Source organism: Halothiobacillus diazotrophicus, assembly GCF_001663815.1.
GTDB lineage: Bacteria > Pseudomonadota > Gammaproteobacteria > Halothiobacillales > Halothiobacillaceae > Halothiobacillus > Halothiobacillus diazotrophicus.
In genome coordinates this window covers 2,693,520-2,707,227 of sequence record NZ_CP016027.1, presented here as the reverse complement: position 1 = coordinate 2,707,227, position 13,708 = coordinate 2,693,520, and the positions used below count along the sequence as shown (strand labels likewise).

13 protein-coding genes are annotated in these 13,708 nt (G+C 63.6%); 8 read left to right on the top strand and 5 right to left on the bottom strand.

Translation table 11 applies throughout. The features are described 5' to 3' along the window. Window positions 1–108: 108 nt before the first annotated feature. Window positions 109–807 carry a DUF4396 domain-containing protein gene (locus A9404_RS12070; RefSeq protein ID WP_066103370.1) on the bottom strand — a complete coding sequence of 233 codons (699 nt, stop codon included), beginning with the start codon at window positions 805–807 and terminating at the stop codon, window positions 109–111. Window positions 808–1,046: 239 nt separating this feature from the next. Between A9404_RS12070 and A9404_RS12065 the strand changes: the two genes are divergently transcribed. The 4 genes from A9404_RS12065 (at window position 1,047) to A9404_RS12050 (ending at window position 7,882) form a co-directional block, all read left to right on the top strand. Beyond that, entirely contained in the window at window positions 1,047–1,451 is a 405-nt protein-coding gene (locus A9404_RS12065; protein ID WP_082922957.1) for a YXWGXW repeat-containing protein, read from the top strand. A 154-nt stretch (window positions 1,452–1,605) separates the two neighbouring features. Beyond that, the gene (locus tag A9404_RS12060; RefSeq protein WP_082922956.1) at window positions 1,606–3,210 is read left to right on the top strand and encodes a TolC family protein; all 1,605 of its coding nucleotides are present in this window, start codon (window positions 1,606–1,608) and stop codon (window positions 3,208–3,210) included. Further along, window positions 3,207–4,718 carry an efflux RND transporter periplasmic adaptor subunit gene (locus tag A9404_RS12055; protein ID WP_066102010.1) on the top strand — a complete coding sequence of 504 codons (1,512 nt, stop codon included), beginning with the start codon at window positions 3,207–3,209 and terminating at the stop codon, window positions 4,716–4,718. Before A9404_RS12060 ends, A9404_RS12055 begins: the two co-directional genes overlap by 4 nt. Next, window positions 4,715–7,882, top strand: coding sequence for an efflux RND transporter permease subunit (locus A9404_RS12050; RefSeq protein WP_231880914.1), 3,168 nt, complete (start codon window positions 4,715–4,717; stop codon window positions 7,880–7,882). The genes A9404_RS12055 and A9404_RS12050 overlap by 4 nt, the downstream gene beginning before the upstream one ends. Window positions 7,883–7,928: 46 nt before the next feature. On the opposite strand, the gene scpB is transcribed toward A9404_RS12050, so the two are convergent. The 4 genes from scpB to A9404_RS12030 are packed head-to-tail and all read right to left on the bottom strand — an operon-like array spanning window position 7,929 to window position 10,621. Next, window positions 7,929–8,516: an SMC-Scp complex subunit ScpB gene (gene scpB, locus A9404_RS12045; protein WP_066102007.1), complete on the bottom strand. Its 588-nt coding sequence runs from the start codon at window positions 8,514–8,516 to the stop codon at window positions 7,929–7,931. After that, the gene (locus tag A9404_RS12040) at window positions 8,513–9,358 is read right to left on the bottom strand and encodes a segregation and condensation protein A (protein ID WP_066102004.1); all 846 of its coding nucleotides are present in this window, start codon (window positions 9,356–9,358) and stop codon (window positions 8,513–8,515) included. Before A9404_RS12040 ends, scpB begins: the two co-directional genes overlap by 4 nt. Next, the gene (locus tag A9404_RS12035; protein WP_197490351.1) at window positions 9,336–9,992 is read right to left on the bottom strand and encodes a site-2 protease family protein; all 657 of its coding nucleotides are present in this window, start codon (window positions 9,990–9,992) and stop codon (window positions 9,336–9,338) included. The genes A9404_RS12040 and A9404_RS12035 overlap by 23 nt, the downstream gene beginning before the upstream one ends. A 2-nt stretch (window positions 9,993–9,994) precedes the next feature. Beyond that, on the bottom strand, window positions 9,995–10,621 hold the full coding sequence (locus A9404_RS12030; RefSeq protein WP_066102002.1) for an L-threonylcarbamoyladenylate synthase: 627 nt from the start codon (window positions 10,619–10,621) through the stop codon (window positions 9,995–9,997). Between the two features lie 283 nt (window positions 10,622–10,904). Here A9404_RS12030 and A9404_RS12025 point away from each other — a divergent pair, with 283 nt between their 5' ends. The 4 genes from A9404_RS12025 (at window position 10,905) to A9404_RS12010 (ending at window position 13,633) form a co-directional block, all read left to right on the top strand. Then, window positions 10,905–11,483 (top strand): septation protein A, encoded by a 579-nt coding sequence (locus A9404_RS12025; RefSeq protein ID WP_066102000.1) that lies wholly within the window; start codon window positions 10,905–10,907, stop codon window positions 11,481–11,483. A 62-nt stretch (window positions 11,484–11,545) separates the two neighbouring features. Continuing rightward, window positions 11,546–11,860, top strand: a complete 315-nt coding sequence (locus A9404_RS12020) for a YciI family protein (protein ID WP_066101997.1) — start codon at window positions 11,546–11,548, stop codon at window positions 11,858–11,860. Window positions 11,861–11,905: 45 nt separating this feature from the next. Further along, window positions 11,906–12,907 (top strand): peptidylprolyl isomerase, encoded by a 1,002-nt coding sequence (locus A9404_RS12015; RefSeq protein WP_066101993.1) that lies wholly within the window; start codon window positions 11,906–11,908, stop codon window positions 12,905–12,907. A 246-nt stretch (window positions 12,908–13,153) separates the two neighbouring features. Further along, window positions 13,154–13,633, top strand: a complete 480-nt coding sequence (locus A9404_RS12010; RefSeq protein WP_066101991.1) for a Crp/Fnr family transcriptional regulator — start codon at window positions 13,154–13,156, stop codon at window positions 13,631–13,633. Window positions 13,634–13,708 lie beyond the last annotated feature (75 nt).

Here is a 13,708-nt window from a genome sequence, read left to right as displayed (position 1 = left end):
GGACATCAGGATGATCCGATTGATCAGGAATTTCTAATTGAGCCTGCTTATGCGGGATAGTTAGCCACCTATCTGCCTGAACGCCTAACGGTACGTCAATCGATTCGACTACATGGTTTCCTTGATCCCAGCCCGAACCAGCCACCAGTTGACTGGATAACTTGTTGCAAAGCCAAAAAGCATCGCAATCTGCATCATGAACCAGAAAATCGGACTGTCGGCGCGCAACGCCTGCCCGAAGATCAGAAAAGTAGCCACCGCCATCCAACCGTACATCCCGACCTGCCAGGCAGTCAGCGACAGGGTATCTGCCTTGACGGCGGCAATCAGCCCTTGCATCGGCGTCAGGTGTTTCATCGGCACGATGGTGAAATACTGGAAGGCGATACCGATCAGAAATGCGAGGATGAAATCCACGACCCAGGTCGCGAAAATCTGGTGACCGAAGAGCGTGAAGGGAACCCAGGACATCACGATTCCTTCGGCCAGCAGATCACCCAGCGTGCAGCCGCTACCGCAATGCGTTGCTGCCAGCCCGATCGATTGCCAATATGGTTTGTGCCTTGCCCTTGGCTGATTGCCGTTCGCCTTGTCCGTCTGCATCACCCGGTGCGAAGAGAGACGTCCGACCGAAAAATAGGCCCAGAGGGCCAATGGTCCGGCATAAAGGGCCGTCACGGGCCAAACGACGTTCATGATCCACATGTGTTGCCGATAACCCGAGAAAATGTCGATGACGATAATCAAAGCGGACAGAATCGCCAGAATCAGAGAGATGAATGCCAGAAGCGTCAACCAGTCAGCCATCGGACGAACCTCCTTCATTGGATGAACCCTATCGATCCTGCAGCGGATCCCACCCATCCCAAGTGTAGGAAACGAAACGCGCCCATTTCACCGAACACAATGCCAAGACCGCCTCATGCTCACGTGAATGAATCGACGGCGCCCGTAACCAATCGTTACAGACGATTAACGTTATCGCGCTACCCACGACCTGGATCGTGACATAGGCTTGAATCGTCACCCGATGAAAGGTTCTTGTTATGAATACATCTTCTTCGCTTTTGGCGGGCTTTCCAGCTCGCACCCGCCGCATCGCGATCACGGGCACCCTGGTCGCACTCAGCCTCGGTCTCGGCGGCTGTTTCGTCGCCTATCCCTACCAGCCGTACCCGACAGCCTACGTCGCCCCAGTCGCGCCCGAAGTCGGCTACGTCACGGTGTATCAGGAGCCACCGCGCCCTCGCGTCGAGGTGATCGGCGTCGCACCGGCTGTCGGCATGGTCTGGATTCCAGGCGCCTGGACTTGGCGCAATCACTGGGTCTGGCGGAGCGGCTACTGGGCACGGCCGCCCCACACCCACGCGCGCTGGGAGCCGGGGCGCTGGGAACACGGCCGCCACGGCGATCGGGACGACTGGCGGTGGCGGCAGGGCCGCTGGCGGTAACATCACGAAGCCTCGGCCAGCGGGTCGGGCATGGGTAGCGAAGCCACGCATCATGGGATTGCAACCCGAATGACGCAAAACCATCATAGAATCCTCGGCCAACAGGCCCGTGCCATTCGTCGACCCGTGAGGTTTTTCGCTTGAGCAATCCAAGATGAGCGATCCAGGATCCATGCATTCCGCCCGCCCTATCGGCACCCGTCCGCGTATCGGCATCGGACAGCCGTTGCAGCCGATTCGAATCGGCTTGAGCGCTTGCTTCCTGAGCTTGGGTATCCTCTGGGGGATGCCCCCCGTCCATGCCGATCCGTTCGGCACCCGGGATGGGCTGCCCGGCCGACCGGGACAACCGGCCACCACCGCTGCCGATCTGTACACCATCCCCACGCCGGGCACGCTCCCCGCGCGTACCGAACGGAAGGCAAGCACCGATAACCGCCCTTACACACTGGCCGAGCTCAGCGCGATGGCCCTCCAGAACAATCCCCAAACACGCATGGCCTGGGCCAGCCTGCAGGCGCAGGCAGCCGGACTGGGGATGGCAGAGTCCGCGTGGTTGCCCAAGATCAACCTGACGGTGGGCGCCCAGCAGGCCCAGTCCACCACCTCCGCCGGTTACCAGATTCCCCGCCAGCGGACGGTGTCCCCGAATCTCAGCCTGTCCTGGCTGATCTGGGACTTCGGGCAACGGGATGCGACGATCGATGCCGCCCGCGCCGCCGTGATCGCCGCGCGTTTCGCCAACGACCAGACGATCCAGCAGGTCCTCGCCAGCGTCGCCACGGCCTACTATCAATCCCTGGCGGATCGGGTACTGGTGGATGTGGATCGCCAGGCGCTCGTCGCCGCCCAGAGCGCCCTGGAGGCCGCCGAAGCCCGCCATCGGGCCGGACAGGCCACGATCAGCGACGTCTATCAGGCCAGGTCGGCCCGAGCGAAGGCCCAGGGCAGCCTGGACACGGCGATTCAGACCCGTCTGCAGAACATGGGCGCTCTGGCGAGCAGCGTCGGGTTGCCCGTCACGACCGACATCCGACTGGCGCCGCTCAACACGCAGGCGAACCCGAAACTGGATCTCGCCGTGCATGACCTGCTGGATCAGGCCATCCAGCGCAATCCGAATCTACAGAATGCCCAGGCCCAGGTCGTCGAGGCCCGGGCCAATCTCGATCACGCCGAACGTGCCTGGCTACCCACCCTTTCCCTCGGTGCGAACGAGGGGATGCGCATTCAGCAGGGGCTGGGCCGCACCCAGACCAACAGCATCGGTCTGACGCTTTCGGTACCGCTGTTCACGGGATTCAACCAGCAGTACCAGACCGCGCAGGCGCGCGCCAAACTGCAGCAATCCGAAGCCAACCGCGACAACACCTACCAGAGCACGGAACTCGGCGTCTGGCAGGACTACTATGCCTATCAGGGCGCCGTGGTCGCGCTGCCGAGCGCCCGCGCCCAGGAGGAAAATGCCGCCCAGGCGCTCAAGGCCGTCGAGGCCCAGTACCGGGTCGGCTATGCCACGATCCAGGATCTGCTCACCGCCCAATCGACCCTGACGAGCGCTCAGCTGACCGTGGCACAGAACGCCCTGAATGCCTACACCGCACTGGCCAAGCTGGGGTCGGCGATCGGTCTGCTCGGCACGCCGCCATTCAGCCCGCACGGTCGTCTCGACCCGGTCGCGACCGGCACACAGGACAACCCATCCAGCACGCCCGATTCACTGGCCCAGCCGCCCGCCCTGGAACCTCGTCAACCATGAATACTTCGGCCATGAACGCTCCGACACCGCGAACCCGTACGCAACTCCTGATGGGCCTGCTCCTGCTGGGTCTGACCGGTACCCTGCTGTCGGGATGCTCGGACAAGGCAGCGGATACCCCCGCCACAAGTTCGGGGGCCCAGGAAAAGCCCCCCACTGAAAAGTCCCCCACTGACAAACCCACCGCCGATAAAGCCAACACAGCGAAATCCGGCGGTGAAAAATCGGCCGGAGAAAAACACGCCGAAGCGCCCACCAACGGGCGCGGCGGACGACGCGGCATGATGGGCGGACCACAACCCGTCACGGTCGTACGACCAACGGTCAAGACGGTACCGGTCACAGCCACGGCGGCCGCGACGCTGGCCAGTCCGAATGCCGTGACCCTCACGCCGCAGGTCAGCGGCACCCTGCAGTCGGTCCCTGTGGTTTCCGGTCAAGCGGTGACGGTCGGTCAATTGCTGTTCACGCTCGATGCTGCGCCCTTCCGCACGGCGCTGAATGCGGCCGAAGCGAAACTCAAGGGTGACCTCGCGCAGGCACGCTATACCGCGCAACAGGTGAAGCAACTCACGCCGCTGGTGGAAAAGGACTACGTAACCCGCCAATCCTACGACCAGGCCGTCGCCAGTGCCCAGGCCGCCAATGCGCAGGTCGCTCAGGATCAGGCCGCCATCCAGACGGCGAAGATCAATCTTTCCTATACGGAAATCCGTGCGCCGATCAGCGGACGACTCGGCGAGATCAGCCTGCAGCCCGGCAACCTCGTCCAGGCCAACAGCACAGCCCTCACCACCCTGGTCTCGATTCAGAAGCTCCTCGTCAATTTCAGCCTGCCCCAGCGCGTGCTGAACGATCTGCGCAAGGAGTGGCCGGGATTGGGCCAACCCGACGATGCAGGAGGAAAATCCGTGCCCGGACCCCGCATCGACATTCTCGACGAACAGGCGGAACACCTCCTCGGCCACGGTCGGCTCACCTTCGTGGACAATGCCATCAACCCGACCTCCGGCACGATTCGCCTTCAGGGCCTGATCGACAACCCGACGGGGCAACTCTGGCCGGGCCAGTTCGTCACCGCGCGATTGACCCTACGGACCATCCCGAATGCCGAAGTCGTGCCCGCCACCGCCGTCCAGCTGGGCGACCAGGGCTCGTTCGTCTACGTGGTCCGTCACGACAAGGCCGAGACCCTGCCGGTGCAGCCGCTCCACACCCTCGCGACCGAAGTCGCCCTGCCGGGCGGATCGATTCCCGCCGATACGCAGATCATCTATCCGCTCCCGGGCCGCATCGCACCGGGCATGGCCGTGCGCGTCCAGGCCGGAAGACCGCATTCGGGCGCGGCAGATCACAAAGCGGCCCAGCCCATGCATCACTTCGGGGAAGCGAAAGACGGCCCGCCGTCGACCGGCGCTGATGCCACCGAGCGACCCGGCACCGATGGCACGGCCCCGCGCAAGCACCGGGAAAACGATACGGCAGCGGGCGCCGGAGCCCGGCCATGATCGCCCAGGCACTGAGCCAGGGGATGAACCTGGCGGGCCCCTTCATCCGTCGACCGGTGATGACGACGGTGCTGTTCGCCGCCCTGATCCTGTTCGGCTTCTTCGCCTGGCGCGCGCTACCCGTCGCCATGCTGCCGAACGTGGCCTTCCCCACGGTCACCGTTTCGGCCAGCCTGCCGGGCGCCAGCGCCGAGCTGATGGCCAGCGCGGTCGCCTCCCCGATGGAGCAGGCCTTTTCGGGCATCGCGGGGCTGATGTCGGTCAACTCCGTCAACAGCACGGGTACGACCCGCATCACCCTGCAGTTCGATCTGAACCGCGACATCAATGCCGCCATGCAGGATACCCAGGCGGCCGTCACCCAGGCCTCGCGCTATTTTCCGTCGACCCTGACGCAACCCCCGGTCGTCCGTCAGATGAACCCCAGCAACAGCCCGATCGTCTTCATCGGTCTGTCGGCCCCGGATATGCCGCTCTACCGGCTTGATGCCTTCGCCGAGCAGGTGCTGGCCGTCAAGCTGCAGTCGATTCCCGGGGTTTCCGAGGTGCGCGTGTTCGGCGGGCAGACCTATGCCGTCCGCCTGCTGCTGAACCCCTATGCCCTGCAGGCGCACAACCTGTCCCTGAACGGTCTCGTCACCACCATCAATAGCCGGAATGCAAACCAACCGCAGGGTACGCTGCAAACGCCCAGCCGTTCCTACAACCTCAAGGTGGACGGCCAGCTGAGCAATGCCGCCGGATTCCGAAACATGGTCGTCGCCTACAACAACGGGGCGCCGGTCACCTTCGACCAGATCGGAACGGCCGAGGACAGCGTCCTGCAGAATCTGCGCGCCACCTGGATCAACCAGCATCGCGGCATCATCCTGGCGGTGGTCCGCCAGCCGGACAGCAATACCGTCGATATCGCCAAGGCCATCCGCGCGCAACTGCCGGAACTCAACAAGACCCTGCCGGGCGGCGCTTCCATGCGCATCATCTATGACAAGTCCACCTACGTGGAGGACGCCGTCAACGAAGTGGAATTCACCCTGGTGCTGGCGAGCCTGCTGGTCGCCGCCGTCATCTGGCTGTTCCTCGGCGCCTGGCGCCAGACCCTGGTTGCCGTCATCTCCATTCCCGTCTCGATCCTCGGCACCTTCGCCGTCATGCACCTCCTGGGCTACAGCCTGAACGTACTGACCCTGCTGGCACTGACGCTGGCCGTGGGCTTCGTGGTCGACGATGCCGTGGTGATGCTCGAAAACATTGCGCGCCACCGCGAACAGGGCAAATCGCCCTTCGAGGCAGCCCTCGTGGGCAGCCGCGAGATCAGTTTCACGATCCTGTCGATGACCCTGTCGCTGGCCGCCGTGTTCCTGCCGCTAATTCTCATGGGCGGGCTGCTCGGCCGCCTGTTTCTCGAATTCGGCGCCACGATCGGCATCGTGATCCTCATGTCCGGCGTGGTTGCCCTATCGCTCACGCCCATGCTGCTCGCCCGGATGCGCGCGAAGGCCTCGGCCCGGAATCAGGAGGGTGCGGCCCCCGCCCACCGGCCCAACCTGTTCGGCCGGCTGTTTGCCCGCCTCACGCGGGCCTATGCCCGATCCCTGCGCGCCTCGCTGCGATTCCGTTGGCTGGTGCTGATCCTTGCCGCAGGCTCGCTGTTCGGCGCCTTCTACCTCTTCCAGCACCTGGAAAAGGCCTTCATCCCCAATGGCGATTCGGGCATGGTCATGGGCTCGCTGAGCTATCCCGAAGGCATCAGTTTCGAACAGCTCAAGGCCTACCAGCAGGTGGTCTCGCAAACCCTGCAGAAGAATCCGGCCGTGCTCACCGTGATGTCGAACGCCGGCCAGGGCGGCGCGGGCGGCGGGGGCAGCAACGTCGGTTTCATGATGATCCAGCTCAAACCGGCCGCCGATCGCCCACCGATGAACACCGTCATCAACGAGTTCCGCCAGACGATGCGCAAGCTCGGCACGAAGATCGGCAGCACCCGGGTCTTCTTCTTCGAGCCGCCCGCCATCCAGATCGGCGCCCTCAGCAGTACGTCCAACTACCAGTTCGTGCTGCAATCGACGGATCAGGATGAACTGAACCGGGCTGCGGAAGATTTCCTGCCCGTCCTGCGCGGCATTCCGGGCGTCGTCGGCGTGGATTCGAGCCTGCAGATCCGTAATCCGCAAATCAACGTCCAGATCCTGCGCGAACGCGCCGCCGAACTCGGCGTGACGCCGGCCGCTCTCGAACAGACCCTGAACCTGGCCTTCGGCGGCACGAACGTCAGCACGATCTACGGCGCCAGCAACCAGTATCAGGTGCTCGCCGAACTCGCGCCCCGCTTCCAGCAGGATCCGTCGGCTCTGGATGCCATCCGGGTACCGGGCAGCAACAACCAGCTGGTGCCCCTGAGCGCCGTCACCCGGATCACCACGGGCGTCGGGCCGCTGAGCGTCACCCACTATGGGCAACTCCCCTCGGTGACCCTGTCCTTCGATATCGCACCGGGTTATTCCCTGGATCAGGTCACGCGAGCCATCAGTGAAGCGGCGGATCAGGCCTTGCCGCAAGACGTCAGCGGCCAGTTCGCCGGGGCGGCCCAGGCCTTCCAGAGTTCGGTCAAGACCCTGCCCCTGCTCCTCGGCGCCACCATCCTCGTGATCTACGTGATCCTGGCGATCCTGTACGAACACTTCATCCATCCGCTGACCATCCTCACCGCCCTGCCCCTGGCCGGATTCGGTGCGCTGGCCGCGCTGTACGTATTCCATCAGCCGCTGGACGTGTTCAGTTTCGTCGGGATCATCATGCTGGTGGGGCTGGTGAAGAAGAACGGCATCATCATGCTGGATTTCGCCATCCACCGGCGCCGGGAAGGCGACAGCGCCATCGATGCCATCGTCGAGGCCTGCAGCGTGCGCTTCCGCCCGATCACCATGACGACGCTGGCCGCCATTCTGGGCACCCTGCCCATCGCCATCGGCTTCGGCGCGCAGGGCGAAGCCCACCGGGCACTGGGTATCGCCGTGGTCGGCGGCCTGCTGTTCTCGCAATTGCTGACGCTGTACGTCACGCCGGCGTTCTATGTGGTTGCCGAGGGACTGAGCGGGCGCAAGCGGCGCGAAGAGCATATCTCGGATACCGCCGGCGCATCGTCACCCAGCGAAACCGGTTAGTCCTGATTCGGCATGTCCACCGGGTTAACTGCCCCTGCAAGAATACCTAAACGTCCAGCGCACCCTGTCCGACGAACTGATCGAAGGCCGGCAGCTGTTCCAGGGAATCCAGCCCGAAATCGGCCAGGAAGGCGGGCGTGGTACCCAGCAATTCCGGCCGGCCCGGCGTGTCCTTGTGGCCGACGACGCGAATCCAGCCCCGTTCGCTGAGGGTGCGCAGAATCTGCGGGTTGACGGCCACGCCCCGAACCGCCTCGATTTCTCCCCGGCTGATCGGCTGACGCCAGGCAATCAGTGCGAGGGTTTCCAGCACGGCGCGCGAGTAACGGCTGGCGCGCGGCGGCTCCGAACGGGCGATATACGGCGCCAGTTGCGCGTTGGCGGTCAGTCGCCAGGCAGACTGGCCTGCCCGCGTCACGGTTTTAAGATCGATGAACGGATGGGAGGCGTACTGGGCATCCAGGCGGCGCAGGGCGTCCTGCAGGGCGCCGAGCGGCGTCTCCGCGCCGATCATGCGCTGCAACGCGGTCAGATCCAACGGTTCGTCGCTAGCCATCAGCAGGGCCTCGATCAGGGCCGCCAGTGCGGAATCCGCCGTTTCGTCCCCGGGCAACAGCGAGGGTTGATCGGTCATGCTTCTTCCTCCGTGATGGATGTATCGGTCGCGGCGCCACTTGCCGACGTACCCGTAATCCAGACCGGGTCGAACGGGGCCTTCTGAACGAAGTCGATGGCGGCCGACTTGGCTAGTTCCAGTACGGCCACCAGCGACACGGCCACCCCGCCCCGCCCTTCCTGCGGCCGGTAGACCTGATCCAGAAACACACCGTTGCCCTCCTCGAGCAGACCGAGGATATCGGTCATGCGCGCCCGCACGGACAGCGTCTCGCGCCGGACTTCATGGACGGCGGTCAGTTCGCCCCGGCGAACGAGTCCCCGCAGCGCGGACAGCAGATCGGGTAGACCGATCTCGGGCGGCAGGGTCACGGATCTCGGCAGATCGACCGCGACGGACAGGTCGAACCAGTCCCGATCCACCCGGGGCAGTTCGTCCAGCCATTGCGCCGCATGCGTGAGCCGCTCGTAGGCCAGCAGCCGTTCGACCAGCGCGGCGCGGGGATCCTCCGCCTCTTCCTCGTCGGTCGCGGGCGGCGTCGGCAACAACAGGCGCGACTTGATCTCCGCGAGCCAGGCCGCCATCAGCAGGTATTCGGCCGCCAGCTCGATCTTCAGGGATTCCATCAGGGCGAGATAGGCCAGGTACTGCCGGGTCACTTCGGCCACCGGAATGGCGAGAATATCGAGGTTCTGCTTGCGGATCAGGTACAGCAGGAGATCGAGTGGCCCCTCGAAGCGCTCCAGCAGGATGGAGAGCGCATCGGGTGGGATGTAGAGATCCAGCGGCAGCTGGCGGAGCGGTTGCCCATCGACCAGCACGCGCGCCGTCAGCGCCTCAGAGCCATTGGACAAGGCCATTGAACCAGTCCAGCAGGGTCATGAGAATCGGCGACAGGATGGCCGAGAGGGCGCCGGTCACCAGAAGCAGTAGCAGGATCGGGAATCCCCAGGGTTCCAGCTGGGAAACCCGATTCGCGGCGGCGGGCGGCAGGATCGCGACGAGCACCCGCCCACCATCCAGTGGCGGCAAGGGCAACAGGTTGAAGACCGCCAGCAGGATGTTCACGAAGATGCCGATCTGGCCCATCAGCGCCAGAGGCTCGGCATACCAGGAGCCGGAAGACAGCCCGGCCACGCCGACGGCCGTCAGCCCCGCCCAGCCCAGCGCCATGAGCATGTTCGACACTGGTCCCGCCATGGCGACCAGGGCCATGTCGCGGCGCGGGTTCTTGAAGTTCTTCACGTTGATGGGTACCGGCTTGGCCCAGCCGAAGACGAAGGACGTGAGCACGTACATCGCCAGCGGAATGATGATGGTGCCCAGGGGGTCGATGTGCTTGATCGGGTTGAGCGTCATCCGACCGAGAAACTTGGCCGTGCCGTCCCCGAAGTAATTGGCCGCAAAGGCGTGCGCGGCCTCGTGCACCGTCACGGCCAGCAGGATCGGCAGCAGGCCGATGGAAATTTTCTGAATGAGCGTCAGTTCCAGCACGATCAATCCTCGAGTTCGGGCGGGACGCCACCCAGGCCGACCCGCACCAGGGTGAATTCCGGCCCCGTCATGTCAATCACCGTCGAAGGCATCTGCACGAGAAAACCGCAGTGGACGACCAGATCCACCTGCCGGTCCACGGCTTTGGGAAAGAGATCGGGATCCTCCAACGGTTCGTCCAGATCGGGCAGCACCAGCGAGGCACTCAGGATCGGCGCCCGCAGCTCCTGCACGATCGCCTGCAGCACGGGATGCTGCGGCACGCGCAGGCCGATGGAACGCTTCTTGGCATGCAGCAGGCGGCGGGGCACCTCGCTCGTGGCCTCCAGAATGAAGGTGAACGGTCCCGGCGTATGGGCCTTCAGAAAGCGGTAATGCACGTTGTCCAGCTTGGCATAGGTGCTGATCTCCGAAAGATCCCGGCAGATCATCGTCATATGGTGGGGTTCATCGTCCCGGCGGATCTGCGCGATGCGTGCCAGCGCCGCCTTGTCCTCCAACCGGCAGGCCAGGGCATAGCCCGAGTCCGTGGGCAACACGGCAACCTGCCCGTCCGCCAGGGCTTCGGCCACCTGAACGACCAGTCTCGGCTGGGGTGTCGTGGGGTGAATCTCTATCGTGTCGCTCATAAAATCCGGTTGTAACCTGCCTGATGTACGCTGCAAAAAAAACTTGGATGATCGACATCCCGCGTCGCCAATCCCCGAACGGCGGAACTGGTCGTATTCCCGGGCTCGTTCGCGCCGCGCGAGCGGGATGGGACGATACGCGACGCGGCCGGAAAACCCTGCGGGAACCTCGACATCAAAAAAACGTCCAAGGCTCAGCGCACGTCGCACAAATCCATTAAGATGACGCGATCCAAGCGTCCCGATTGGACGCCCATCACTTTAGTGTATCCCGATTGATCCCATGAAGTTTCTGTACGATTTTTTTCCGATCCTGCTGTTCTTCGTCGCCTACAAGCTCGGCGGCATCTATGTCGCCACCGGCGTAGCCATGGTCGCCGCCGTGGCGCAGATCAGTTACGGCTGGTTCGTCAAGAAGCAGGTCGAGAACATGCACTGGATTTCCGCCGGTCTGATTCTCGTGTTCGGCGGCATGACGCTGGTTCTCCACGATCCCGTCTTCATCATGTGGAAACCGACCATCCTCAACTGGCTGTTTGCCCTGGTATTCGCGGCCAGCGCCTTTTTCGGCACAAAACCGCTCGTCCAGCGCATGATGGAGCACGTGCTGACCGTCCCGACGCCGATCTGGCACCGCGTGAACTGGGCCTGGGTGGCCTTCTTCGTGCTCTCGGGCGCCGTGAACATCTACGTGGCCTACCACTACTCCCAGGACGCCTGGGTCAATTTCAAGCTGTTCGGCCTGATGGGCATGACCTTCGTGTTCATGATCCTGCAGGGCATCTATCTGGCCCGCTACGCGGAAAACACCGCCGAAGTCGTGGAAGCCGTCGACGCCAAGGATCCGGAACGCCCGAGTTAAGCCGACAGACAACACGATTCTCGCCTGCCCGACCCGACTCACCCAACGACAAGGAACGACCGATGCTCTTTGCCATCATAGCCACCGACCACCCGGACCGACTGCAGCAGCGTCTGGCGTTTCGCAGCGAACACCGCGCCCGCCTGGATGCCCTTCAGGCGGAAGGCCGCCTGCTGACGGCCGGGCCGACCCTGCCCGACGCCGAGGGCGACCCGATGGTCACCGGATTCTCCGGCAGCGTCATCATCGCCGATTTTCCGAGCGTCGAAGACGCCCAGGCCTGGGTGAATGCCGAACCCTATCTTGCCCAGGGCGTCTATGCGCAGGTCGAAATCCTGCCCTATCGCGAGACCTACGGACAGACCGTGGGCAAATAATTCCCCTCCCTCGATTTCCCTCACCGCTCAAAAGGAAATGAACCCATGCTGAATGCACACTGGATCAAGAATACGACCCTGACGGGGGCCATCCTGGTCGCCTTTGCCGGCCTCGCAGGCTGCCAGGGCAATGGTCAGTCATCGACCGCAGCCAAGACACCCCTGGGCGAACAGGCCGCCAACCAGACGGCCCCCACCGAAAAAGTGGCCAGCGGCAAGGTCGTCGCGACCATCAACGGCAAGCCGCTGTACGAGGAAAATCTCAAGGTGATTCAGGGCTCCCTGCCCACGCCGATGCCGGAGCAGCGACTCGTCGAGCGGATGATCGAACTGCGCCTGCTGGCCGCTGCTGCGCGCAAGGAAGGACTGGACAAGGAACCCCGGACCCAGGCTCAGATCGAAAATGCCGTGGACAACCAGCTGGCCAACGACTACCTCTCGAAGTACCTGAGCCAGATGAAGATCACGGATGCCGATCTTCAGCCGGCCTACGACAAGTTCGTCCAGGGCTATCCCAAGACGACCCAGTACAAGGCGGCCCACATCCTCGTGAAGACCAAGGATGAGGCCGAGGCGATCATCAAGCAGCTCGATAGCGGCGCCGACTTCGCCAAGCTGGCCGAGGAAAAATCCCAGGACCCCGGCTCTGCCAAGCAGGGCGGCGAACTGGGCTGGTTCGATCTCGATCAGATGGTGCCGGAATTCTCCGCAGCCGTCGCCAAGCTCAAGAAGGGCCAGATCACGCAGGAACCCGTCCAGTCCAAATTCGGCTGGCACGTGATCAAGCTCGAGGATACCCGCGAAGGCAAACCGCCGACATTCGCCGAGCTCAAGCCGCAACTGGAAACCCAGTACCGGCGTGCCGAGATCGAGAAACTCGTCAAGAAGCTCCGTGCCGAGGCCAAGGTGGTGATTACCGCTCCGGTCGAAGCACCGAAGCCTGCCGCACCGGCAGACGAACATGCCGAGGCACATTCGGAAGCGGCCACGCCGGCATCACCCGCCCACGAGGAAACCGCCCAGCCCGAAGCCGGGGCCAAACCCTGAGACAGGCCCTCAGCCCCGCACCGAAATCATGCCCGAACGAAGACTCGATTCGGGCTAACCAAATACCCGCCACGCGCCTGCCCCCTGACGGAACATGCCTTCAGGATGACAGGAACCCGGCGGGTCTTTTCATGCCCGGCCCGGACCCACGCTTGATCGTACGCTTGAAAATAGCGCACAATCGCCCGTGGGCTCCGTTGAGCCGCCCCCCGAGAAAAGGGCAAACTACACCGCTGGAACCGCAGAATGACTATTGAAGGCCGTGCCTTGCAAGACACCGTGATTGGTCGTGAATTAACCCTGGAACAATGCAATACCCTGGCGACGATCTGCGAACAGCGCACCATCGCCAATGGCCAGTTGCTGTTTGCGGAAGGATCGAGCAGCGATACCCTGTTCGTCGTCGCGTCGGGCCGCCTGGCCGTCAGCCGCGATACTGGCCGGGGGTTCAGCGATACCCTGCATCTGCTGGGCCCCGGCGACCTCGCCGGGGAGTCGGGCTTTCTGGATGGTTCCCCGCACAGCGCGACCCTGCGTGCGGTCGGCGATGCCACGGTACTGACGATACACCGCACCCGCCTGGAAGGTCTGCTGATCGACAATCCCATCATCGTGTACAAGGTGATGCGCGCCATCGTCTACAGCATCCGCGAAATCGTTCGACGGATGAACCAGCAGCAACTCCAGATGATGAACTACATCAATCAGGGCTGCGGTCGCTACTGATCCGATCGACGCCTGACACCGTGGCGTTCTGAAAAAGGGGCGATTTTGCCCCTGAGTACACCCCGGAGCTGCCGG